Raw genomic sequence first — 25,268 nt, 5'->3', positions numbered from 1 at the left:
GTGCTCGGTGGTTGTCATCGGGGAGAGGCGCCGAAATAGCCGGGGGTCTCGGCGACGATCGCGTCCCAGTCGGCGTCGTAGGGGAACCGGATCACTTCCCAGCCCTGGTTGTCCAGCCGCTGCTCCGCCCGGCGGTCGCGTTCCTTGATGTTGGCGTGTTCGTGGACGGGACCGTCCACGAACACCGCGAGCGGCACGCCCGGCAGCCGGTACACGAAGTCGGGGCGGGCCTGCGCGTCGGCGACGTACGTCTGCGCCTCGTCGGGCATCCGCAGGCCGCGCTCCTTCAGCCAGGCGACGAACCGCTTCTCGAGCGAGCTGTCGGACTGGCCGGACAGGCGCTTCTGCTGCTCGGTGCGGGACTCGCCGCGTCCGGTCGCGGTGGTCTTCGCGCGGGACAGGCGCACAAGGATGTCCTTGATGGAGTGCCGGTCGATCGACCCGTGGTCGAGCTGGTTGCCGTAGGTGAGCAGGCAGTCGTAGCAGCCCCGGGCGCAGGGCCGGTCGGGTTCCTTGTGGGGGGACGACCCCCCACGCCCCCCGGAACGGCCCGATAGCGGACCGCCGAGGTCGTCGCCGTTCTCGTCGAAGTGGCAGATCTCCAGGGCCGTCTTCGCCGCCTTCGCGAGCGCGCCCGGAAGCGACTGCATCAATCGCAGCACGCCGGCGCCGCCCTCGGCCGCCTCGGTGAACAGCATCCGGTCGCGGGCGCCTTCGTCGGGCGGCAGCAGCTCGCTCGACAGCTCCGAGTCCTCCAGCTCGAACGCCGCCTCGATCCCGCGTTCGAGCGCGTACATCAATGACAGTGCGACCGGCTCCTCCAGCGGCTGGGCGAGCTGGGCGACGAGGATGTTGCGGCGGTCCTCCACGTACGGGATGACGCGCTTCTTGTGCTTCTTCTCGTTGCCGTCCGCGTCGACGACCGGCATCTCGCTGGAGTCGCCGGACGCCTCCGAGGCGGCCTTCTCGGTCATCCACTCGCCGGTCGCGGGATCGAGCCAGAAGCCGTCCGGCTCGCCGTCCTTGGCGCGCAGCCGGCCCAGGTTCGTGATCCGGACCGTCGCGGAATCGCCGAAGGACAGGGTGGCGATGCTCCCCTCGGCGTCGGTCACCGCGGCGTCCTGGCGGCCCGGCCGGGCGCCGTGGTCGGTGAACCGGTACGACGTGACGAGACGGAAGCCCGCCCTGCGGCGCTCCTCCTCGTCGGAGGAGATCCGCGCGCGGGGCTTGGTGTAGACGGTGTGCATCTGCAGCAGCCCGTACTTGGCCTCGGGCAGCGGCTCCTTGCACATCTCGCAGAGGTCGGCCTTGTGAGCGGAGTCGTGGTGGTAGCCGCAGGCGGCGCAGCGGCGGGCCTCGGAGGTGACGACGTCCCCGGTCCCGCCCGGCGGGAGCTGGATGCGGGTGACCTGGTAGCGGGCGCCCTCGTGGTAGATCAGCGCACCCGGCCCGAACTCGCGGATCGCCAGGAACCGGGGGCGCTGCAGGTAGTCGCCGTCCGCGAAACGCCGGTCCTGGATGTTGATGTAGGCGGCCAGCGGCAGGCGCGGGAACGAGTAGCCCGGCAGGAACCCCTCGCTGGCCAGGTACCGGTGCGGGCCGAAGTCCGACAGGACCGAGCGGCTCTCCGCCGACTGGTTCTTCAGCAGGTCGAGCTGCGTCTCCGCCTCTCGCCGCCTGCCGACGGCGATCTTGTTGTCGCGGTCGGAGAGCGTGGTGTCCAGGACGCGGCGGTTCTGCTCCGCCTGATCCACCAGCGCCGCCGTGAACAGCCTCCGCCAGCGGTCGAAGGCGCGGTTGAAACGGTCGGGGGCGCCCTTGACCGTCTTCTCGATCCAGTCGTCCTCCCACCAGACCGTGGCGGCGAAGTCGTCCAGGAGCCCGTCGAACACCTGTTTCGCGGCCCGCGCGGCACGTCTCTGCGCTGCCTCGTCGTGAATCGCCTGGAAGACGTTGTCGTGCAAGGGCAGCGGCGGGTCGGGGCGGCGGGCGTCCTCGTCGTAGCCGATATCGATGATCGCGGGAATGTTGTTGTGCAGCTCCAGGCCCGTCTCGGCGAGCCAGATCGCGTGGATGTGCGACCGGACGAGATCCTCGTTCGCCAGGTCGAGCCGCGGCGGCGCGACCGCGCCCGCCACCATCCGCGCGGACCGCCGGAAGTAGTACTGGTCGTGGCTGTTGCCGGTCGCGCAGTAGGTGGTGACGAGCGCCGGCTGGCCCGACCGTCCCGCCCGGCCGCTGCGCTGGGCGTAGTTCGCGGGCGTCGGCGGCACGTTGCGCATCATCACCGCGTTGAGGGCGCTGATGTCGACGCCCAGCTCCATCGTGGGCGAGCAGTACAGCAGCTTTAGCTTCGCCTCGCTGAACGCCTCCTCGCGATTGCGCCGTTCCTCCGGATCGACCTGGGCCGTGTGCTCGCGGGCGATGAGCCCGCCGAGCTCCGCGGCGGTGTTGCGGTACAGATCCCGGAAGAAGACGTTCACGCGGGGACCGTCGCCGCTGGCGTAGGTGCGGGTGAGCGGATCGTGGGCACCGACCTCGCCCGTCCCGGCCCGCCACACCAGGCACGCCGCCGAGACCCGGTAGCCGGTCACGGCCGGGCCGGTGGGACGGCGGCCGCGCCTGGCCCACCCGGGCGTCACCGACACCTCCTTGACCAGGTTCGCCTTGCTCAGGACCTTGAGCAGCTCCTCGATGAGCTGCTGCGCGTCGACCACCGACAGGTCGCTGAAATGCACGCGGCGCAGATACTTGCCGAACTTGCCGCGGCCCGACAGGAACAGGCCCGAACGGTCGATGCCGGGGCGGGAACCCTGCGGGTAGGCGGTGCCGACCTTCGGCTCATCGCCCCTCGACAGGACCCACGGGTCGACGAGCCGCTCCTCGCTGGCGCGGCGGAGGCTGTCGAAGTCGTCCCGGAAGTACTGGACGTCGATGGCGAGGGAGCGGCGCATCTCGTCCAGCAGCGCCCGCATGATCTCGGCGCGGCGGCCCGGCTCGGCCTCGCGCAGCGCCCGATGCGTCGTCTCCCAGCGGTCCTCCTTGGCGGCCAGCCAGCCGAGGTCCTCGTAGTCGATCTTCAGCAGGCCCGTCTGCTCCAGGTTGGGCATGGTGACGCGCCAGCCGCGCTCCAGGTCTAGGTAGAGCTGGAACGCGACCACGTCCCGCAGCGTCCGCGCCGCGTTCCGGGCCATGGACGGGGGGAGGTCGGACGAGCCGGTGTAGTCGGTGACGTCCAGGCCGAGGGCGCCGACGACCTTGGACGCGAGGTCTTCATGGTTGATGCCCTCGTCGCCGGCCTCGACCGCCGCCCGGTAGAGCGCGCCGCGAAGCTGGGTGATCTGGACGAAGTCGTTGAAGTGGCCGGCCTGCAGGGACGCGTCCTGGCGGTTGTCGACGAAGGTGAGCAGCTTGCGGGCCTCCTTGACGAGTGAGCCCTCCGGCACCGCCCGCAGGAAACGGATGATCGACGCCGACACCAGCGACGTCGCCGAGGAACGTCCCTCCTGGTCGAGCGTCGCCAGCTTGGCGAAGTCCTTGCCGCGGACCTGCTCATAGCTCACCCCGCAGTGCAGGCAGAACCGGAACGGCGCCGGGATGAAGGCGGCGTCCAGCTCGCCGTGCCCCTCGACACCGTAGGGATCGACGCGGACGGGGACGGGGAGCTTCGAGCGGTGGTTGGCGCGCACGACCTCCTGTCCGGTGTCGTCCGCCTCCAGCCACGCCTCCGGCAGGCGGCGGTCGCTGATCGCCTCCTCGACGGTCAGCGGCCAGGGCCGGCCGGAGTCGACGTAGAGGTAGCCGTCGCCTTCACGGCCGCCCGACGCCGCGGTGTCGCGGCGCGGCTCGTAGCGGACCATGCCGTCCTTGTCGGTCCGCCACACGGTCAGGTACTCCTGGCCGCACTCCCGGCAGAACGCCAGCGGCAGCAGGATCTTGCCGTCCGACCCCGGCTGGACGAGCTGGTAGTCGCGGGTGAGCTCGCGCGACGACGGGTCCTCCAGGGTGACGTAGACCGTGTCGCCCTTGGACAGGAACTGGTGCAGCCGGAACGCGAACAGGGGACGTCCGGTCACCGAGTGCCGGGCCTCCGAGCCGGCCTCCAGGGTGCTGCGAATCGCCTGCGCGCACACGTCCGCGGGAACACCGGACTGACCGGCGAGGTGAGCGGCGGCCTCCTCGATCTTCGCGGGGTGCTGCCGGACCAGGCGCCCGGTCGGGTCCTCGACGAGCCCGAACCGCGTCTCGATCCAGCGGGCCAGCGGATCCCGCACCAGGTCGTCGTACGCGCGCGGAGCGGCGGACGCCCGGAGCCGCTCCGCCGGCACCGTGTCCGGGGCCTCCTCGGTCGCGCGCACCAGCGTCTCCCCGATGACGTCGCGCTCGTCGATCTCGGTCCCGAAGAGGGTGGTGGCCACGCGGGCGACCTCTCTCTTCTGGTCCTCGAAGGTGCCCTCGCTCGACATCGTCGCGGACGTGCCGACGCACTGCAGGTCCTCCGCCTGGCACGCCTCGCGCACCCGCCGGATGAGCAGCGCCACGTCCGCGCCCTGGCGGCCCCGATAGGTGTGCAGCTCGTCGAAGACCAGGAAGTCCAGGCCCTTCGCCATCCGGATCAGCGACCTGCGATCGTCCGGGCGGGTGAGCATCAGCTCCAGCATCACGTAGTTCGTCAGCAGGATGTCCGGCGGATTGTCGCGGATCTCCTTGCGGCGCTCGGTGTCCTCCTGCCCCGTGTAACGGGCGAAGGTGACCGGCTCGCGGCCCACCCCGTAACCGTCCTGCAGGTACTTCTCCAGCTCGTTGAGCTGGCTGTTGACCAGTGCGTTCATCGGATAGACGATGATCGCCCGGACGCGTTTGGCAGGCGTGGCCTCGCGCTCGCGCAGCACCCGGTCGACGATGGGCACGATGTACGACAGCGACTTCCCGGAGCCGGTGCCGGTCGTCAGGACGTAGGACTTCTTCCGCTCGGCCGCCTCGATCGCCTCCAGTTGATGGCGGTGGAGGGTCAGCGGGCGCCCGTTGGGCTGTGTGCCGTGCCGGGTCTTGCCGGCCTGGAAGATCCGGGCGCACTCCTCATGGAGGAGCCTGCCGGGGCCGCTCAGCTCCGAGACGGTGCCGCCGACCGCGAAGAACGGGTTCAGCGAGACCCACGGGTCCGGCCACTGGGACTTGTCGTCCAGGGTGCTCTCGACGTACGCGGCGACGCGGTCGTCGCGGATGATCGTCCCGCCCTCGGTGAACTCCCGGTAGTCCTTGATGAGCTGCCGGTGCAACCCGAACACGTCCATCACCGAACCCGCCGCCGGGCGCGCCTTCTCCAGCACCGGAGCCGGCGGCGGCGCGGGCGCCTCCTCGGCCGACGCGAGGTAGCGGACCGGATCGTAGCTCTCCCAGTCCTCGACCGCCGCCCCGCCCTTGGCGAAGGGCAGCAGCGTGTCGCGGACCGCCACGGCGTCGGCCGGCCGGTCCGCGGGCAGCTTGCTGAGCAGCCGCTCGATCAGCCGGGCCATGTCCTCGGGGACGTCCGAACGCAGCAGCCGCAGCGGAGCCGGGGCCTCGTCGCGATGCTTCTGCCCCAGTTCGAGTGCGCTCGCACTCACGAACGGCGGGGCGCCCGCCAGCAGTTCGTACAGCATGCAGCCGAGGGCGTACAGGTCGGCCGCCTGCGTCACCGCCGCGTTGAGGAACTGCTCAGGAGCCATGTAGCGAGCGGTGCCCACAGTGACACCGGTGCTCGTCACACGGCTGGCTTCGGCGTCGTCGATGATCCGGCCCATGCCGAAGTCGAGGACCTTCACGTTCCCGCCCGGGAGAAGCATCACGTTCGCGGGCTTGAGGTCGCGGTGCACGATGCCTGCCCGGTGCGCGGCCGAGAGGCCGTCAGCGATCTGCGCTCCCAGGGCCGCGGCCCACGCCGCCGGAAGCTGAGGCTGCTCACCGGTCAGCACCTGCAACGTGTGGCCTTTGAGAAGCTCCATCGCGATGAACGGCAGGCCGTCGCCTTCGTTGAGACCGCCCTCGATGATGCGTGGGAGGTTCGGATGCTCGTTCAGGCGCCGCATGATGCGCACCTCGCGCTCGAACCGCTGGACGGCCTTCACATCGGCCTGTGAATCGATGGCCACGCCCGTTCGGCTGCGCAGGATCACCTTCACCGCGACCTCGCGGTCCCGATCGCCGTCGCCGGCCTGGAGGTCCACGGCCCGGTGGACCTCGCCCATGTTTCCCTTGCCCAGCGGCCCCGTCATACGGAACCGGTTCGCGATGCGGTCGACAGTCACAGCCACACCTTCATCTTCCCGATCGCCCGTGCGATGACATGACGATTCGATGCCCCTTGGCCGTTAACGGCCCCGTTCACGTACCCGCCGCGTTGTCGAGTCGAGGACCGAGGGGCCCGTGCCGACGATTGCCCGTCCCTCATGGCGCCTCGGCCCCCGGAGGGAGGAGAGCACCGCTGCTCAGGGTGGCGGCTACGAGGTCGGCCGTCTCGGCGGCGCGGGCGGCGGCGTCCCGCGCGGTGGTCCGGAGTTCGTGGATCTTGCGGAACGCCCGGCCGTAAGCGGTCTGCTCGTGCAAGGGAAGCAGCGGGACGCGCAGCCGGGATGCGACGAGATGGTGCATGGAGCTGCCGGTCGTCGCCTGGCTGACGTTGTCGGGCGCGCTGACGAACCCGGAGAGGAACCACGGGTCCAGGCGTGCGGGATCGGGGCGGAGCAGGAAGACGTTGGGACCGAGCAGGCACCCGGCCTCGGCCGCACCCGCCACACGTGCCGCGACGCCTCGCGGGCCGACGATCTGGGTGAGCAGCACGTCCCCCGCCTCGATGAGGAACGGGGTCGCCGGCTGCGCTTCGCCCGCGTCAGCACTGGCATGCGTCCCGCCGGCCAGGTCGCGTCCCCGGAGGACGGGCCGGTCCGCCAGGTCGGCTGGCAGAGGGTCGGCCGAGGTGGTTCGCGTCGTCTTGTGGAGAGCGAGTGCGCCGCCGCGGGCCAGGTCGGCGATCGTGGCGGTGCGCCACACGCGGCTCGCGTCGCCGGCCGAGGACGGCGGTCCGATCTCCGTCGCACCGGCCAGTGCGGTCACGTCCGTCCTGAGACGTTCGATGAGCTTGGCGACCTCGCGGTGGGCCGCGTCCGGACTGATCACCGGGGCCGAGCGGACGTGCCGTGCGGGTGACAGGTCGACGAGATCATCGAGGAGGTCGATCGCGGGAACGGCACGCGCGATCCCCGGGATCTCGGCGAACTCGGTGGGCTCGGTGGGCTCGGTGAAAGCCTTCCAAACGCTGAAGATCGTCCTATGGAGCTCGTCGCCTTCGGACGCCTTGCCCCGGTCGGGGGAAGCCGCCTCATCGGAGGCGTCCATCAGCAGGACCAGGTCGCGGCCGGGACGATCCGTCTCGGGACTGCGGAGTATCCACAGGTGAAGCCCGATGTGGTGCGGTACGGAGAGGCCCGCCGGAAGGGCGATGACCCCGCACAGTGCGCCCTGCCGGAGCAGTTCGGCTCTGATCCGGCGGCCGGACGGTCGTGACGCGGTCGCCGGCGGGAGCAGCAGCACCGCCTGGCCGCCCTCGGCCAGATGCGCCAGCGCATGCTGGACCCAGGCGAGTTCCGGTTCCGATCGCGGCGGCACGCCATAGGCCCACCGGGCGTCGAGCGCCAGGTCGTCGTGCCCCCAGTCGCGGTCGCCATAGGGCGGGTTGCACACCACGGCGTCCGCGCGCAGGCCGGGGAAGGCGTCGTCGCGGAGGCTATCGCCGGTCCGCACGTCCACGGACGCTTTGGGTGCCGCCTCGGTAAGCCGAGCCCTGGCCTGGGCCGCGGTGACGGGACGGTACTCCTGGCCGTGCACGGCGGCGCCGGGCTCAAGAGCCGCGGCCACCGCGGCGAGCAGGCGCCCGCTCCCACACGCCGGGTCGAGGGCGCTGCGGACGCGAGGGCCCCCGGTCGTCGCCAGCGCCGCCATCAGGTCGGCGAGCACGTTCGGCGTCGGATGCGCCCCGCGGATGCCGATCGGCACTTCGGTGAGCTCGTCGAGGACGTCGAAGACGGCGAGCGGGCCTTCCTGCTGCGTGACCCGCGCCGCCGCTTGAAGGAGCGTCGCGGGGACGTCGGAATGGCCGAGCTCGACGGCACCGGTCGTCGAGAGCGCTTCCGTGTGCATCGCGATCAGTTCGTCGTCGTCCAGCGTTGCGGCCTCGGCGCGCTTTCCGGCGTCCAGCCCGGCCAGGTGCGCGGTGAACGCGGCCACGGCTTCGACCTCGTGGGACGCGGCGCCGTGCAGGAGCGCCCGCAGGTCGTCGCCGGCCGACCGCGCGGGGAGGCGGCCGCGTGCGGCGAGCCACGCCTCGACCTGCCGCCGGTCGTAGCTGGGGCTGGCCTCCGTCCCCCCGCTGGGCTGCGGAAAGTCGGGGTGGCGCCGGCGCCAGTTGCTCACGGTCGCCCGTGTCACGCCGGCGAGCCGCGAGATCTCGGCGGCGGTCAGTTGTTCGCTCTGCGATGCCATCAGATCGTCCTTACCAGCTTTCGGGAGCATCGCCACTGTACATCACCCAACCGAACGAGCTCGTTTGACAGTGCTTTCATAGAGTGCTTTCATGATAGTGCTTTCAACGGTTCGGCGCGAGGAGCGACTGATGACGAGTTGGGTGGCGATCGACTTCGAGACGGCGAACTCCCTGCGGGGAAGCCCGTGCTCGGTCGGACTGGCCAAGGTGAAGGAGGGGGAGATCGTCGAAGAGTGGTCGACGCTGATCAGGCCCCCGGACGGACGCGACCATTTCGACGCCTTCAACGTCGGCATCCACGGCATCACGGCGAACGACGTCGAGGACGCGCCCCGCTGGCCGGAGGTGGTGGAGCGCATCGTCCAGTTCGTCGGCGACACGCCCTTCGTGGCGCACAACGCGGCCTTCGACATGGGAGTCCTCGCCGGAGCGTGCGAGGCGAGCGGCCTCCCCGTCCCGGACCTCCGGTTCGCCTGCACGCTGGTGATCGCCCGGCGCACCTGGACCGGACTGCTCGCCTACAAGCTGCCGGTCCTCACCGACGCGCTGAGCATCGACCTGCCGCACCACCACGACGCCGGCGCCGATGCGCGGGCCGCCGCCCACGTGATGCTCGCCGCGCTGAAGCGCCAGGGCACCCCGGCTCTGGCCGACCTCCTCGCCGCCCACAAGATCCAGATGGGCTCGTACCGGGACGGTGTCCGCCGGGGCTCCCTCTACCGGGGAGCGCCGCCCCGCAAGCCGTTCCCGGACGCCAACCCCAATGCCGGCCCCGACAACCCGTTCTACGGACTCACCGTCTGCTTCACCGGCTCACTGCCCGGCATGACGCGGAACGAGGCCGCCGACCGGATCGCCGGTCTCGGGGCCCGGACCGTCGACAACGTCACCCAGGCCGTTGACCTGCTGGTCGTCGGCCACGTCCCCCCGCACCTGCTCGCCCCCGGCGCGAAGAAGACCGGAAAGCTCGCGAAGGCCGAGAGCCTCCGCGACAACGGTCACGGCATCACCGTGATCGACGCCGAGGAGTTCCACGAGCTCCTCGCGGTGGCCGAGGGCTGACCAGCCCGCACAGGGGCCGGCCACCGCAGCCCCGATACGCGCCGCCGTCCGCGAAACCACCGGCACCGGCGGGCGGCGGCGCCCCATCCCGGAAACCCACGACCGGCGCGACGACCCGCCGCGCCCGGAACAGGAGCACACCATGCGCAAGATGATCATCGGACTCGCCGCGATCGCCGTCCTCACCGCCGGCTGCGAGCTGGAGGAGGACCCGGTCGCCATCCAGCCCGCCGAGTCCGGCAAGGCGGCGGGCGAGGACGGCGGCGCGGGCGAGCGCAAGAACGTCCCGATCAAGCTGACCGCCAAGCGCACGAAGCCGAAGCGGAGCGTCCTCAGCGACGGCGGCGCCCTGTCCTGCGTCAAGGTCACCGTCACCAACCAGACCAAGAAGCAGCTTGAGGTGAACCCGCTCTACTTCTCCATCACCGACACCGGCAACACCAAGCACGACAGCAGCACCGCCCTCGGCGACTACGAGGGCCAGATCGCCACCACGGAACTCGCCCCCGGCGAGAAGGCCACGGGCACGGTCTGCGCGAAGGGCAGGTTCCGCCCCAAAGGCGTCGCGATGACCAACCCCCTGTTCGACGAGGCCGCCCGCGCGGAGGTCGCCTCCTGAACGGAAAGGGTGGCCGGCGGGTCTAGCGCTGCTGGAAGACCGGCCTCCGTCGTCACAAAACCGCTGTTTCGTCACTTTGAGCAGATAAACCACAACAGCCCGCTAGCGTTCCTCCAGTCCCCTCGCCACAGGATCACTGGACGCAGCGCTCCGGCTGCCAGCGAACGGGGGGACCATGAAGATCCTGCATGCCGCCGATCTTCACATCGACAGCCCGCTGCGGGGGCTCGCGGCCTACGAGGGCGCACCCGAAGAAGATCTGCGCCTCGCCACTCGGAGAGCCCTGGAGAACCTCGTCCGGCTCGCGATCGACCTGCCCGTGGACGCCGTCCTCCTGGCCGGCGACGTCTACGACGGGGACTGGCAGGACTACCAGACCGGCCTCTACTTCAGCGGCCAGATGGCGCGCCTCGGGCGGGCGGGCATCCGCGTGTACATGGTCTCGGGGAACCACGACGCGCAGAACCTCATGACGCGTTCACTCCGGCCTCCCGACAACGTGCACATGTTCGCGACGGACAGGCCCGAAACCGTCCGGGACGAGAAGGCCGGACTCGCCGTCCATGGCCAGGGCTTCGCCAGATGGGACCTCGACGAGAACCTCGTCACCGCATACCCGGCGCGAGACGGCGGCCTGTTCAACGTCGGCCTGCTGCACACGGGCCTCGAAGGCGGCTATCGCGAGCACAAGCGGTATGCGCCCTGCACGGTCGCGGACCTCGAAGCCCGGGACTACGACTACTGGGCGCTCGGGCACGTCCACAAGCAGCAGATCGTCCGGAACGAGCCCTGGATCGTCTACCCCGGCAACATCCAGGGACGGCACGCTCGCGAGACGGGCCCGAAGGGCTGCTTCGTCGTCACCGTCGATGGCGACCTCACGGTCGAGAAGGTCCAGCACCATGACCTGGACACCGCGCGGTGGGAGCGTCTCGACGTCGACGTCACCGATCGCGAGGACGTGGACCAGGTGCTCAGCCTGGTCCATGAGCACTTCCAGCAGGTCTCGAAGGAGCGTCTGACGGCCGTCCGCGTCGTCCTCACCGGGGCGACGTCCGCGCACGCCGCGCTGTGGCGGGACCGCGAGCGGATCGTCAACGAGCTCCGGGCGGCGGCCGGGCACTACCCGCACCTGTGGCTGGAGAAGGTCCAGGTCCGCACGTCCGGCGACGACGGCGACTCCGGTGAGGGAGTCTCCGGGCTCTTGACCGACCTTCGCCGCACCCTCTCCGTCCTCGGCACCGACCCGGACGGTCTCATGGCCCGGCTTTCCAGCCACCCGCTCATCGGAAGGATGCCGGCCGAGCTCAGAGGGGCGGAAGGCATCGCCCCGCACGACCGGGCGTGGATCAGAAGCCTGGCCGACGACGCCTACCAGCTCGTGGAATCCCTCCTGCAGGAAGCGCGGTGACCGGAATGCGCATCGAACGCCTCGACCTCATCGCCTACGGTGCCTTCGACGGCCACAGCCTGCACGACCTGGGCGCCCCCGGCGTCCACCTGGTCCACGGCCCGAACGAGGCCGGCAAGTCCACCGCGCTCAGCGCCCTGGACCAACTGCTGTACGGCATCGATCACAACTCCCCGTACGCTTTCCTGCACCGCGCCCGGACCCGGCTCGGCGCCCGCCTCTCGACGGCCGACGGGGTGGCACTGGAGATCGTCCGCAGGAAGAAGCGCAAAGACGCGCTCGTGGACGGCGACGGAACGCCGATCGGCCAGGACGCGCTCGCCCCGTTCCTCGGCGGCATCGATCGCGACACCTTCACCACCGAGTTCGCCCTCAACAGCGACGAACTGCGCAGAGGCGGGAAACTGCTCTCATCAGGCGAAGGCGACATGGCCCAGATGCTCGCCGCCGCGCGGTCGGGGATGCGCTTGAAGGCCGTCCTGGACACGATCGAGAGTCGGCAAGACCGCCTGTTCCGGGTGCGCGGAAGGACGAACCCGCGAATCAACGTCGCGCTGGGACGCCTGAAAGAGCTCCGGCTGACCGCCCGCGAAGCCACGCTGCAGCCCGGCCAGTATCGGGGCGCCGAACAGGCCGCGGCCGAAGCCGGGGCCAACCTCGTGGCGGCCGAGAAGGAACTGAAGCGCGTGCAAGTGCTCCGCGAGGACAAGCAGCGGCTCCTCGGGATACTTCCCCTCCTGGATGAGCAGCGTGACCTGGAAGACCAGATCGCGGAGATCACCGCACGGGGACCGTCGGCCCCCGACGACATCCGCGAGCAGCTCGGCGACCTGCTGAGGGAGCAGAGCAACCACCACGCGGTGTGCTCGAAGAACGCCCCGCTCGTCGAGGACATCGATCAGCGGCTCGCCACGACGGGCGACGACGGCTCCCCTCTCCCGAACGCCGCCGCGATCGAGCGGCTCTCCAAGGAGATCACGGCGATCCTCGATGCGGTGACGCAGCGGGACGAGTCGTCCGGGAAGGCCGCCCGAACACGCAACGAAGCCGAATCGCGGCTGCGCACCGTCCATCCGCGTGCGACCCTGACCGACGAACACCTCTACCGGCTCCCCGCCGCTCTCCGCACGACCGGCCAGAACCTGAGGGACGAGGGCCGCAAGCGCCACGAAGCCCTCGACCGCGCCCGGGACACGGTCGAGCGACACCGGGAGAAGAGCGAACGGCTCGGCAAGGAGCTCAGCTCACTCCCGGCGAGCGAGGACGTCACACCGCTGAAGAACGCGTACATCGCGGTCCCGCACGACCTGCCGGACAAGCTGACGAGCACCCAGGCCACGGAGAAGAAGTGCGCGCAGCGATTCCAGCAGACCCTCAACCGGCTCGACCTTCCCGAGTTGCCACCCGAGGACGTCCTCAACCTCCGGCTCCCCGAGCTAGGACGAGTCACCGAAGCCGAGGCCGGCCACCGCGAACTCGACAAGGGACATAGCGAACGCGCCGCTGAACTCGACCAGACTCAGCGGCGCCTAGCGACGTACCGGAGGAAGCTCGCCCGGCTCGTCACCGGCGACGCCCCACCGACCCGCGACGACCTGCGCGCCCACCGCGCCCTGCGAGACGACCTCATCACCAGGTTCCGGGACGACCCGGACGCCGAAGCCCCCCTCCAAGAGGCCGTGCGGCGAGCCGACACCACCGTCGACCTGATGCTGCAGCACGCGGAAGAGGTGAACAAACGCGCCGAGACCGAGCGTGAGATCGCCGAGCTGGAATCGGCCGTCCCCGAACTCCAGGCGGCGGTGGAGGAGGCGCACACCGACCTGACCCAGGCCCGGCAGTCCTGGGACGCACTATGGGACGGTTTTCCCGCGCCGTCGCCCGAACCGGGCCGGGGAACGGGCGTCCTGGACGCCGTCGACAGGCTCAAGACCGAAGCGCAGGACCTCCAGGACGTCCGCATCGACCTCCGCGAACAGCGCGACCGCCTCCAAGCGCACACGGCCCGGCTCAAGGACCTGCTGCGACTCGGCGACGCCCCGCCGTCCACCGACGCCGCCGTGCTGTTCACCGAAGTCCTGAGCACGGCCGGCGCCCGCCTCGACGAGCACGACGCAGCCGCCGCGAAACGCGCCGTGGCGCAGCGCGACCTCGACAACGCCGAAGCCGAACTCGCCGATGCGGAGGCAGCCGAGACCCGCGCGGCGAAGGACGTTGAGGAGCACGGGGAGCAGTGGCGACGGTTCCTCGGCGACGCCGGCCTGCCCGCGGACCGTGACTTCGACACCGCTCTGACCGAGTTGAACGTCCTGTTCCAGGTGGCGGGCGAAGTCGACGCGGCGACCGCGATCGAAGACGCGCTCCGGCAGGCCGAGAAGCGGATCTCCGACTTCGAAGGGCTGCTGCGGGAGACGCTGCGTTCCTGCGGCCGAAGCGTCCCGACGTCCACCATCGGCTGGCACCAGGCCATCGAAACCCTGGAACGGGACCTTCAGCGGCAACGGGACGACGACCGCACGCGCCAGGGCCTGCTCGACCACAAGTCGAATCTCGATAAGCAGATCGAGGACGCTTCGCACGAACTGAAGGAGATCGAGAGCCGCCTCCAGGACTTCCGCGCACGCCTCGGCGTATCCACGATCGCCGAGATGGAGGACGCGGTGGGCCGCGCCCGCGACCTGAGGGAGAAGTCGACCGCCCTGGCGAACATCCAGCGGGCACTTCCGTCCGGGGCAGAGCTCGCCCGGCTCCGCGGCCATGGGACGTCCGCCGATAAGCTGACGGCTGAGCTGGTCGAACTCGACCAGCGGATCAGCGAACTAGAGGAGACCAGGGACCGCTGGCTGGAACAGCGGACCACGCGGCGGGATGCGTTCGCCCGGCTCAACGGCGGGGAAGACGCCGCCCGCGTCACCGCCGACATCGCCGCGACCTGTGCCGAACTGGCGGAAGACGCCGAGGAATTCCTGCGCCTGGAGGCCGCGAGGGTCGCCCTCCTGGCCTGCATGGACGAATACCGGAACAGCGACCAGGAACCGGTCTTGGCGCAGGCTTCGGAAATGTTCGCCAAGCTGAGCCTGGGCCGCTATACCGGGCTCGAACTATCCGACGAGGAGCGTCCGAGCATCCGCGCCAAGTCGTCCACGGGAACGCTGCCTCCCACCGCACTCAGCGAGGGCACTCGCGACCAGCTCTACCTGGCGCTGCGCCTCGCCACCCTCGAACGCCATGCCGCAGCAGGCAACGCCCTCCCGATCGCCGTCGACGACATCTTCATGACATTCGACGAACAGCGCACGGAGGCGGCCCTGCACGTCCTCGACACCATGGCCGACCGATTCCAGATCATCGTCTTCACACACCACGAACACGTAATCCGCAGCGCCGCAAAGCAACTACCCAAGGACCACTGCCACGTCCACCACCTGCCTCGCAGTCAGCCCGGATAGCACGACACGTACTCTTCTGCTGGCCAAGCCCACTCCTGACCGTTCCACACCCCCCGGCGCAAGGAGACCCGCATGCAAAATTCCACGGATGGCTCCGAACCTGCGGACAACGACCCCGACACCGCCCCCTCGCCCGTCGCCCACGATGAAACCGTCCTGGTGGAAGTGCTTCCAGGGGCCGTCTTCGCCTTCGGAGATCTACCGGAGAAGCTCAAAACCGACCTCGAACTCGAGCCCGTCGACTCCAGGCTCCTGTCAATCGGCGACCGCGAGAAGATCTCCACGTTCCTCGCCACGATCGGGAACGCCGCCAACGTGGGCGGCAACCTCGCGAACGCGTTCGCCAGCGTGGAGGGGGTCTACCGGGTCTCCGACGCGACGCTGGCCATACTGAACGCCGGCGGAACGCTCGCCGTCAAAGACGGCGCGAACCTCGGGGCCGTATTCCTCAACGGCAAGATCGTTCACCAGGCTCGCTTTATCCCGGTGTCCAAAATCAGTGCGGCGCAGAAGATGGCCGCCATCGGGCCGGCGCTGGCCATGGCCGCCCTTCAGTTGCAGCTGAGTGAGGTCGCCGGCCTCGTCAGGACCAACATCGCGCTGACGAGCCAAGTACTCACGGAACTGCACCACGACCAGTGGTCCACGCTGACGGGCCTCGTCGAAGCCGTCGACGTCGCCTTCCACGAAGCACAAGAGATCGCATCGGTTACGCCGCACGTGTGGGATACCGTCGCGACGAAGAGAGCAGAACTGCTCAAGGCGCGTGACCAGTATCAGCAGAACGTCGGTTCCCACGTCCGGAAGATCAAGCAACTCGACGCGCACGGCTGCCGCGAGTACCTCGAAATGAACGCCGAGGCCATCGTCTTCGACGCCTACGCGCTCCGGTCCTCCCTCGAAGCCTGGACGAAGTACCAGGTGCTCCGCGCCGCGAAAGTGAGCGCGGCGGGACGCGAGGACGAGGCGGGGCTCGTCGAAGTCATCGAGCGCGACACCCGTGCGGAGCGCGACACCGCGCTGACCGAGTTGAGGAGCCTCGTCTACTCACTGACGCGGGAACTGCGCGTCATCGCCGAACTCCCCGGCCGCGCGACGGTGCCGCTGACCCGTAACCGTAGGGATTCGAAGGCCGCCAAGCTGACCTGCAAGCAGCTTCTCGACGCGATCCAGCCCCTTGCCGACGCTCTCCACCCGCCAGTCCCTCCGCTTGAGAGGCCGGACGTCGTCTGCGCGCCCGAGGCGCTGGAGCTCGATCCGTACCTTCGCACCATGCGATGGTTCCTTGAGGACGGCGAGACCCTTCGCGTCCTCGGCTTCCCCGACCAGCTAGAGGTCCTCGGTACTTTCGGCGCGGCCTCCGGCGGGGCGAAGGAGAAGGTGGCAGCGGTGATCGACAAGGCGGTGGCGAAGAATCTGGTCGCCGTCACGAACCGCCGCATCATCACGGCCAAGACCAACGCATTCCGCAAGCACGGCCAGATCGGCCAGGGCATCCCGATCGACCAGGTGCGATACGTCCGGGCGCCCGCACAGGACGGAAACGGGCGCTCGGCGATCGACATCATCACCGCCGATGAGAACATCCGGTCGGTATTCCACGCTGATGTCGACAAGGCACAAGTGGACGCGCTCGCCGCGGTGCTCGCCGAGTCAATGACCATCCCAGACGCGGAACGCCACGAACTTCAACAGCACCACCACCCCGTCCTCGAGGCGGGCGAGAAGGAGAAGAGCGCCGGTACAGGCGCTACCGCAGCGATCGAACCCGACCCCGCCACCGGCGATCCCGAGTAGGACGTTCACAGGTGGACCCCTCTGCAGGCCCGAGGCGTGAGTGAGCCGTGAGTACGAGTGTGGGTTGGGCCCTGGGGTGTGGCACGGCTTGTCATCTGGCTGCGGGGACCAGGGCCGGGCTTCGGTTCTCCAGCAAGACGACTTCCGTTCTGTCTGGTCGCCGCACAGTGCAGAGCAGGCTCCCGGTCACCTGTGCCTGGGTGCGGGCGAAGCGAGCCGCAGGACAGCGCCGCGGTCCGAGTCCAAAAGGTAGGAACCACCGTGGCGTGCCGGGCCGCCGGTCCTTCCACCGCTCCGGATCGAAGTCGAGTGGCGCACGCCAGCCCCGGCTGCTGCGATGGATCAGCCATGGGCTTATGAGGAGGATCTCGCCGCGTTCGAACGGAAGACCGCGTCGGCTTTCGGCGACGGTTCGGCCGATCATGAAACTCGGGGGGTAGAGCCGAAGGACCTCATCGAGCACGAACGCACCGCGCAGGTCCGCGGCGACGCCCAGCGATATGGCGCTGGTGATGGCTGCCGCGGTGCTGCCCCATCCGGCCAAGATCATGGCCCGCAACTCTTCTGCGATCTGCTCCCGCCTCCAGCCGCGGGCTTCGAGTGACGAAAGGAAGGTCGACCCGGAGGCGCTGAGCAACCCTCGGAGATAGATGTAGAAGGCGTCGTGCCGAGAACCAGTGGCGTTCGCGTCCTCGATCAACGTCCAGGTCTGCATCACTTGGTTGCGCAGACCGGTTTGGTCAACGGAGCCCGGCGCGGTGCCCGTAACGAGGCTGATGGTTGCGGAAGTGAGCGCCTCGGTGAGCCCGGTGGGGAGTACCCCCTCGCGCGCACCGAGGGCCGCGGCCACATGCTTGTGCACGAGGTCCTCCTGCTCGGCGAGGGAGCCGAGCGCGAGAAGAAGTTCGCGCTTGAGCGAGCGGACCTCTCTACCCTGCCGAGCACCGACGCCACCCAGCTTGAACTGGGAGGCCGCCGGTCTGGACTTGACGCCGATGCCGTTTGTCAGCACCGTACGCGCGAGAGCGGCGTCAGAGACGAGCCAGCCGGGCGCGCCGCCGAAGCGGGCGCGCTCGAGCGGCGCCACTGCGTCGGGATCGAGGGCGGTGATCTGCTCGAAGAGCATGCTGCGTTCGGTCTGCGACAGACCGACCAGCGCTAGCGTGGGCGTGCTCATCAGGACAGATCGCCGACGCGTCCCCGCAGCTTGAGCCGGAGGATCGTCCGGCCGCCGTCCGGGTCGAGGTGGGGGCCACGATGCAGGACAGCGTGGTTGTCGAAGACAACGATTGAGGACTCGCTCACGTCGACCTGCGCGAAGTCTTCGGACTTGGCAATGGCCGAGCACAGTTCAAGGAGGGCACCGCAATGACCGGGCTCGAGATGTCGACCGAGTGCCGGCCGCAGCCATCGGGGCGTGGTCCCGAGCACGGGGGCCGACAGTGGTGGGAGGTCCGGGAACTGCTCCCGCCACCCGAATTCGGTGTGGTGCAGCTCGTGGGCCGCCTCTGAACCGATCACGGCGAGGAGGGAACTCCACGGCAAGATGGACGTTGGTGCAGGACGCCGGAGCGAATCAGGCTCGACCAGGGTTAGAGTCTGCCATCGGTTCGGAAGCTCCCACGAGGTGCTGTCGGTATGCCAGGCCAGGTTGTGGTCGAAAACACTGCTCGTGATCACCGTGGTGATCTCCCCGCCAAGCGGTCCGGGCGGCGCCCCTTGAAGACCGCCGAGCATATTCGCGACCAGGGCAGTCGTAACGAAGCGGGCGGCGGGCACGACGTCGATGATGACGGCATACCCGTGCCGCTCCAGGGCGGCCAGGAGGGACGTTGTGAACGTTGCCACCCCGGCCGTTGGACAGGAGTTGACCAGCGACATCGAGACCTGCTTGGTCGGGGAAGAGGGCGGCGACGTCCGCGCGACCTCTTCAATAATGCTTGAGACCGTGCCGGGCAGGGAAACCTCGGCGGACATGGCAGGTCCCTCCTAGGCGAAGTGTTGGGTGAGCACGGCACGCACTTTGGCGAGAGAGGTGTCGTCGGCCTGCTCAGTGACGAACACGTCGAGCTCGTCGTCGTGAGACAGGGTCCCCCAAGCCCCGTCGCAGGTCGCCGCGATTCCCTTGAGCAAACTGAGACCGAACGAAGGATAAGCCGAGTCCAGGGAGTGGGCGAGGAAGAATGCCAGGCTACGCTGCCGGGTCGTGAACGGGTCGCGCTCGCGGTAGTTCTCCAGGCTGAATCCGGGGTGGCAGGCATCGAGGAGTAGCTTGGGCACCTGCCACACCGGCATGACGACCCGATGTGAGCCGATGGGCCGCACGGGCAGCGCCAATGGGCGGTTGCCGTTGATGAGCATGAACAGGGCTTCGGCCAGAAGGTCCTCTCGGTTGTAGCCGAATGCGAGATCCGAGAGCGCGTGCTGCGCAGCGAGCTTGCGCGAGGTGCGCAGAATCAAGAAGGTCCCGAAGAAATGAAGCGCTTCATGGGTGAAAGTCGCCTTGAAGTCCGCGTAGAGCTCCTCAAGGGAGGTGGTGATCCCGAGGATCGACTCGATCTCCGGGGCCCGCATCACCTGGTGACGGATCCCGAGGTCTTGGCAGAGAACGGTGGCCCGCTCTGCGGCGTTCTCGGAGAACACGGCGTCGAACACGAGTGTGAAGGCGACCAGCTTGTCGTGCGGGACGGCCGCAGCGAGTCCGTACGCGAGGGCGTTGCTGTCGCCACCACCTGAGACGCCGAAGACGCAGCCACGTTCGGCCAAGCCATACTGAGCGACGAACGACGTCACCTGGTTGACGACCAGCCGACGGGCCTGCTCGCGATCGACGATTGCCAGCGCCTCCGTGGCCATGCCTTGCTCGTCAGTCCGGATTTGCCGAAAGCCGACACCGAGTTCGACGACGTCGGTGGTCGCGGCTGCTGCTCTCGGCTCTGGATCTGCAGGGACCACAGTCGGGAAGAGAGTATTGCGGATGGCGCGGATAAGTAGCCGGTCGATGCCGGCCGGAATGTTTGCGATTGGTGTGGAGAGCGGGATCGGCGTCGAAGTCTCGCCGCTGACCAGGTACGGCTGGAACATCGTCTCGGGCAGTCGCTGTGACGCCAACAGTTGCCCGACGGTCAGATGGTCGAGGGTCACACGCCGGGTGGCGAGCACGTCTTCGATCTCGATCGGTAGGTCTTCGTTCATCGACGTCCGTCCCCCTAGGATCGGATCAGGGAGGGCCGGCAAAACCAAGGCCCTCCCTGACGGGATTTTAGGACAGGCTCAAACTTGGGCGGTCAGGGCCGAAGCGCAGAGGACAAACTCGACACGTCCCTCCGTCATGCGGTCCATGCCGAGGTCAGGCAGTGTTTCGAACACGACCGCCTCGGCCGGGACAATAGGGGCCTCGCTCGCCTCGCGGCTGATCAGTTCGACCGTCACGCTGCACCTTCTTTCGCGCTGGTTCGCAGGTTTCCCCTATCCTCTCACTCGTTTCCCTAGATCGGCAGTGAGCATTGCGAAGAATTCTCTGTGGAAATCACTCATGTGCCCTCGCGCCCAGGGAGGAGTTGAGGGCCGGAAGCTTCACCTGAGTCGGCCTTGATGGGAACACGCGCTCGTCGGCAGGCCGGCGCGGTTCCGTCAGGGCCTTGGCTCAGGTGGCGGAGGGTAAACGGCGAGGATGTAGCCGGGCTGGTGGTCGAGACCTACGTCAGGTGTGGTTGAACGGCTGTCTGTGCCTGACCGCGCACAGCGACGATCATCGCCCGCAGTTGCGGATCTGACTCCTCACCGGCAAGCCACTCCAGAAGCCGTAGCGCATGCCGGATCCGCTCGGTCGCGAACCTTAGCGATCCGCTGGATTCCATGCGGTCGATCTTTCCAGGGACGAATCCGCAGACGAAGACCGCGCGAACGAACAAGAACGACCGGTAGAGCGACCGCAGTCTTGCCTCGTCGATCTCGAATGCCAAGCCGATCCGACGGCATTCGTCGAGGTAAGCACGGCAGATCTGAAGCCGGTCGTGCCACGCCGCCGGGTTCCCGGTGGATGCCACCAGAGGATGGTCGTCAATGAGTTGGACGACCTCATACAGAGCGGGCAACCGCGGATGCTCTTCCAGATCGAGAGCAACGATCTTCCCGTCCCTGGTCACCAGCCAGTTCTCGGCATGGGCGTCCCGGCCCGTCACGAGGCGGAACCGGTCCGGGAGGGCTTTGAGCCAGGTGGCGATGACAGGCTCTGGTTCTGGGAACTGCAGCCTGCCGAGGTACTTGCGCATCGTGTCGGCGATCGCCGCACAGGCGTGTTCGCCATCCTGCTCTCCATCACCTCCCGACCAGTGGTGGATGCGCGCCAGGAAGCGCGCGGCGCGTTCGGCGTACGGCATCGGCTGCCGGCCCGAGACCGGCTGCCGCGCGGAGATCAGTTCTGCCAGGCTCCGTCCCGCCGCTCGGCGTACCGCGAGCGCGGTATCCACCGGAGCCGCCGCACGGAACGCAGCACCCCCGGGCGCGTCCTCAAGCCGATCTCCGGGCAGCGGCACCCGGGCGAAACACTCGGGCACCAGCATCCACGGCGGAGCGCCGGTCGCCGTGAGGTGCGTCCGCAAGGAACCGAGCCGGCGTTCCTCCTCTTCTGCCGCGGCGGCGGTGCCGGGCTTGAGTACGAGGGTCGCGGAGAGCAGGCGGTGGGGGTCGTCCAAGACGAAGGTCGCCGACCTGCCGCCCAGGACACTGCGTTGAAAGGCACGCGTCCGGAGAGCTGCCTCGGCGGAGGCGTGGCGGAGCCGTCCGGTGTCCCGAGCGTAGACCAGGCGTACCAGTTCTTCGAGGTCGACCGTGCGCAAGCCGGCCTCGGCGGGGGCCTCCTGCGCGGTGCGGGGACCTGGATTCGGGCCGCTCGGTTGTGCCGCCGCGAGCTCGGCGAGTTGCAGCAGCGGCCACGGCCAGGCCGGGTCGACGAGGTGTGCGCGGGCAGCGAGATGGACCGCGGCGGAATGGTCCTCCGGCGCTCCATGTCGCCGCCACAATGCCTCGTGGACCGCCGCCGAGACGCTGAGGTTCTCTCGGTTCAGCCCTCCCTTGCGCCGCGCCTCCTCCTTGTAGGCGAGGGCGGTCCGCAGGTCTGCGGAATCCAGGGGGTACTGGTCGCGGCCGCGCCGGTAGTAGGCGTCCCCGAGCAGCCCGACCGCCTGCGGTGTCGCGTTGCCCTGCTCGATCGACCTGCTGAGCCACTCGATCGCCCCATCGACGTATTCCGGTTCCCGGAGGACGGCATGCAGCCGCAGACAAGTCTCACCGAGAAGGCTCGCCGTCATCCATGCGGTCTCCTCGCTCGCTTGAGCCTGGCCGTTCTCCTCGCCGTCCACGGCCGACTCGGTAGCGATGCTCTCTTCGAAGCAAGCACGCGCCTCGTTGAGGAACTCGATTCCCTGTGAGACGTCGCTGCCCTCGGCGAGGCATTCCTTGCCGAGCAACATGGAGGTGCGCGCTAGCGCACCCAGCAGTTGCGCGGACGGCGCGGACGAGTCTTCCACCGCCGTGGAGAAGTACCGGTACGCCCGCCGTAGCAGTTCTGAGCGGGCGTCCTTGTCATAGACCGCGGACGCCTCACCGGTCACCCGCAGGAGCCGGACGGCGATCCAGCCGAGCTGAGAGGCCAGCCAGGCCCGGGAGTCGGTGTTCGGCTGCCTCTCGCGCTCGGCGTCAAGGATTCCGCTGATCTTCTCCACCATTTCGAGGTCCACGGGGTCCACGTCGGACGCGGTGAGCAGAACCCAACTGGCCCGAGTGAGGGAACCGGCGCTCTTGTCACACTCGGGCGCGATCTGCATCACCTCTGCGATCAATTTACGGATTCCCGTCAGATCCGGATCGCGGCCATCGGGGCCGCGGCCGGCACTGGGGAGGACCGGGAAATCCGTGGCGAGAACCCGCTCAAGCCTGCCGATACGGGCGAGCATGAGAAGCGATCGCCGCTGGAGATCGGGCACCTCGTCCGGATGGCGTGCGCAGTACGCGTGGCCCTCCTCCGCGCATGCCGCCGCGCCCAGGAGATCCTTCTCCTTGCGCAGCAGCATCGTCTTGGTGAGCAGGGCGGACGGCAGCGCCAGACCACGCAGCCGTGCTCCCGGCTCAGCGCATGCACGCAGGTCATCGATGACGCCGTCGAGCAACTCCACCCAGGGCTCGCCGAGTTGCCGGTTCAAATACATCAGCCGCTGGGAGGCGAGGCCCCGCTTGGCCCGCATGAGCCCGTCCGGGCTGTCAGACATCGCGGGCACTGCGAGGGCATCGGTGTAGTACCCGATCGCGGCGCGTATGTGTTGCAGTGCGACCTCGATGGCGGCGCGGTGCGCCGGTTCGATGAGTTCGTCGGTGTTCTCTCCGGCGTCGTCCTTACCTGTCGTGGCACCCGCGTCCTCCCCGGCCACGCCCTCCGTGATCGACGTCCACGGGGCCAATGCCTGCTGTCCCTGGTAGAGCTCCAGGTCGGCGATGTTCGCAAACCATTCTCGGCGGCCGCCCGCATGAAGCATGCCCGCTTCGGTGACTTCGGCGATCTCTTCTGCGGCGACGGCGACACCGGCGGCGGTGAGTCGGCCGAGTACCTCCAGCCGGTAGCAGAAGTGCTCCGGGCTCGCATCGCCGCGTGCTTCGGCGAGCCGGTAATCCTCGCGTGCCCGCTGTAGGAGCGGAATCGGCTGCTGGTTCTGGCGCGCGAGGATGAGCTGTGTCTCCGCCCGCATGCCGCGCCATATATAGGACGTCTTTCCTTTCAGCAGGCCGTCATACGCCTCGACGATCGGCCAGTAGTCGAGCGCTGCGCCGAAGGCGGTCCGGGCCTGCTCGTGCTCTTTCGCAACGAGCAGGGTCTTGCCGCGCTCGTAGTGCAGGCCGGCCAGGAAGACGTGCACGAAGCACCAGGTGGGATCCCACTTGATCTGCTGGAAGCGCGACGCGAGCCGCGCCTTTCCGATCCGCAGTACCTCACGTACGGCTGTCGTGGCCACGATCGCGGGGGTGCCGCTGTGCTTGTTGAACAACGATCCCCACACCGCCTCCACCGCGTTCTCCGCAGTACCCGGGCGCAGGAGGTCCACGATGGGGATCGGCCGGAGAGCGATGATGGTCGCATCGAGCAACTCCGTGTCGAGTTGGATGCCGGCCTTGGCGAGTTCTTCGTATACCGCCTTCAGGTGATCGCGTTGCTCGGCCGATCGCGGTGGTCGCCCTGGACGAGGGCGAGGCCGGCTTGCTGCGGGCCCTTCTTCGACAACGTCCATGAGCGCGTCCCCCATTGATCGAGCCGAGCACCGGATCAGCGCATCGGAGGCAGATCCTCCCGAAGCTTGCGGTCTCCGATGAGGAAGGCCGTCTGCGGTCCGATCAGGTGATCGCCCTGGCGGCCCTGGATGATGTCGTCGCTCGAAGCGCAGATGACCCCGTCCTCGCCGGTGTCGCGGCCGAGTTCGAGCAACCGTTCGCGGAGTTCGACCGCGCGGCTGTCACTCGTCACGAGGTTGTAGACCTGGTGGAAGCGCACCTGGCGGTAGTCGCGTCCGGGTACCCGGTGGGGTCCGTCCATGACAGTGCGGATCAGCATGAACTCCAGCTTCTCGACACTGTCGGCCAGTTCCGGATGACCGATCTCAGCGAGTTCCTCCGCCAGCTCCCTGCGAAGGCACTCCGGGCCACTCTCCCGGTCCGCTCCGTTACGTACCCAGCGGGCGAAGGTGGGCAGCTTCTGCGGTGGTACGAAGCCGCGGAGGTCGGCACGCATGGGGTCGCCTTCTCGCTCGACTCGCTGCGCACGGAATCCGATCTTTTCCAGGTCGGGTTCAGCCGTGGAGCGGTACTTGCAAACACCGCCTGGGGGACCGTAGGAACCTGGCGTATACGGGGTGTGAAAGAGGACGCAGCAGTCGTCGTCCCGAATGCGGAGGAGCGCGGACACCGATACCCGCGTCGCAGTGCGGGACGACACCGCAGCCCCCAGCAAGCGGAGATCGCGGCGATTTCGCCAGACCACCGCCATGCTTCCCATGATCAGTGCCGCGAGGATCCCCGACGCCACACCAGTGAACACCTATCGCCTCGCAATCCGGCAGCTATGAGAGCAGGAGAAAGAGAAATGGAGCGGCAGAACGGACACTGGGATAATGGTGTCCAATTTAAGATATTTCCCCCCTGCAGTCAGCCGACCGGGCCACCGTAGTTTCCCCGGCAGGCTTGGTGCCTTCCGAGGTCAGTTCTATCCGCTTCGGCTAGATGGTCATAGCCGTTGGCCACCCTTGGCCTGCTGGGACTGCGGGCATAGGCATCGGCCAGGGCGCCGAACTCCGGCAGCGCCGTCCGCGAGTCTCCACCGAGATAGGGGATCAGCGCACGGTGGCAGCGGAGCTTGAGTAGGCCGGG

13 protein-coding genes are annotated in these 25,268 nt (G+C 68.6%); 5 read left to right on the top strand and 8 right to left on the bottom strand.

From position 1 onward, the window contains the following. Positions 1-14: 14 nt before the first annotated feature. Both E1289_RS03330 and E1289_RS03325 read right to left on the bottom strand, forming a co-directional pair. Positions 15-6,287, bottom strand: a complete 6,273-nt coding sequence (locus E1289_RS03330; RefSeq protein ID WP_243712580.1) for a protein kinase — start codon at positions 6,285-6,287, stop codon at positions 15-17. A 139-nt stretch (positions 6,288-6,426) separates the two neighbouring features. Continuing rightward, positions 6,427-8,517, bottom strand: coding sequence for an N-6 DNA methylase (locus tag E1289_RS03325; RefSeq protein ID WP_207928749.1), 2,091 nt, complete (start codon positions 8,515-8,517; stop codon positions 6,427-6,429). 130 nt (positions 8,518-8,647) lie between these two features. On the opposite strand from E1289_RS03325, the gene E1289_RS03320 reads away from it, so the two are divergent. From E1289_RS03320 to E1289_RS03300, 5 genes are all read left to right on the top strand, one after another. Further along, positions 8,648-9,580 (top strand): exonuclease domain-containing protein, encoded by a 933-nt coding sequence (locus E1289_RS03320; RefSeq protein ID WP_165970316.1) that lies wholly within the window; start codon positions 8,648-8,650, stop codon positions 9,578-9,580. Between the two features lie 142 nt (positions 9,581-9,722). Continuing rightward, a complete protein-coding gene (locus E1289_RS03315; protein WP_131975139.1) occupies positions 9,723-10,199 on the top strand; it encodes a DUF4352 domain-containing protein in 477 nt (158 codons plus the stop codon). Positions 10,200-10,374: 175 nt separating this feature from the next. Beyond that, positions 10,375-11,610, top strand: a complete 1,236-nt coding sequence (locus E1289_RS03310) for a DNA repair exonuclease (protein ID WP_131975137.1) — start codon at positions 10,375-10,377, stop codon at positions 11,608-11,610. A gap of 5 nt (positions 11,611-11,615) precedes the next feature. Beyond that, positions 11,616-15,059: a YhaN family protein gene (locus E1289_RS03305; RefSeq protein ID WP_243712585.1), complete on the top strand. Its 3,444-nt coding sequence runs from the start codon at positions 11,616-11,618 to the stop codon at positions 15,057-15,059. A gap of 72 nt (positions 15,060-15,131) precedes the next feature. Continuing rightward, the gene (locus E1289_RS03300) at positions 15,132-16,856 is read left to right on the top strand and encodes a hypothetical protein (RefSeq protein ID WP_131975133.1); all 1,725 of its coding nucleotides are present in this window, start codon (positions 15,132-15,134) and stop codon (positions 16,854-16,856) included. Between the two features lie 91 nt (positions 16,857-16,947). On the opposite strand, the gene E1289_RS03295 is transcribed toward E1289_RS03300, so the two are convergent. The 6 genes from E1289_RS03295 to E1289_RS03275 all read right to left on the bottom strand — a co-directional run bounded on the left by E1289_RS03295 (position 16,948) and on the right by E1289_RS03275 (position 24,927). Beyond that, positions 16,948-18,033, bottom strand: a complete 1,086-nt coding sequence (locus E1289_RS03295; RefSeq protein ID WP_131975132.1) for a cytochrome P450 — start codon at positions 18,031-18,033, stop codon at positions 16,948-16,950. Further along, the gene (locus E1289_RS03290; RefSeq protein WP_131975130.1) at positions 18,033-18,833 is read right to left on the bottom strand and encodes a hypothetical protein; all 801 of its coding nucleotides are present in this window, start codon (positions 18,831-18,833) and stop codon (positions 18,033-18,035) included. The genes E1289_RS03295 and E1289_RS03290 overlap by 1 nt, the downstream gene beginning before the upstream one ends. A 12-nt stretch (positions 18,834-18,845) precedes the next feature. Next, a complete protein-coding gene (locus tag E1289_RS03285; protein WP_131975128.1) occupies positions 18,846-20,051 on the bottom strand; it encodes a hypothetical protein in 1,206 nt (401 codons plus the stop codon). A gap of 78 nt (positions 20,052-20,129) precedes the next feature. Next, positions 20,130-20,288, bottom strand: coding sequence for a hypothetical protein (locus E1289_RS37940; protein WP_165970315.1), 159 nt, complete (start codon positions 20,286-20,288; stop codon positions 20,130-20,132). A 266-nt stretch (positions 20,289-20,554) separates the two neighbouring features. Continuing rightward, a complete protein-coding gene (locus E1289_RS03280; protein ID WP_131975126.1) occupies positions 20,555-24,136 on the bottom strand; it encodes a hypothetical protein in 3,582 nt (1,193 codons plus the stop codon). Positions 24,137-24,171: 35 nt separating this feature from the next. Beyond that, on the bottom strand, positions 24,172-24,927 hold the full coding sequence (locus E1289_RS03275; RefSeq protein ID WP_165970314.1) for a hypothetical protein: 756 nt from the start codon (positions 24,925-24,927) through the stop codon (positions 24,172-24,174). Between the last annotated feature and the right edge of the window lie 341 nt (positions 24,928-25,268).

The sequence above is a fragment of the Actinomadura sp. 6K520 genome, from assembly GCF_004349245.1.
In the GTDB taxonomy this organism is placed as follows: Bacteria; Actinomycetota; Actinomycetes; order Streptosporangiales; family Streptosporangiaceae; genus Spirillospora.
Note: the sequence above shows the minus strand (reverse complement) of the source record. Positions and strands in the feature narration are given on the sequence as shown.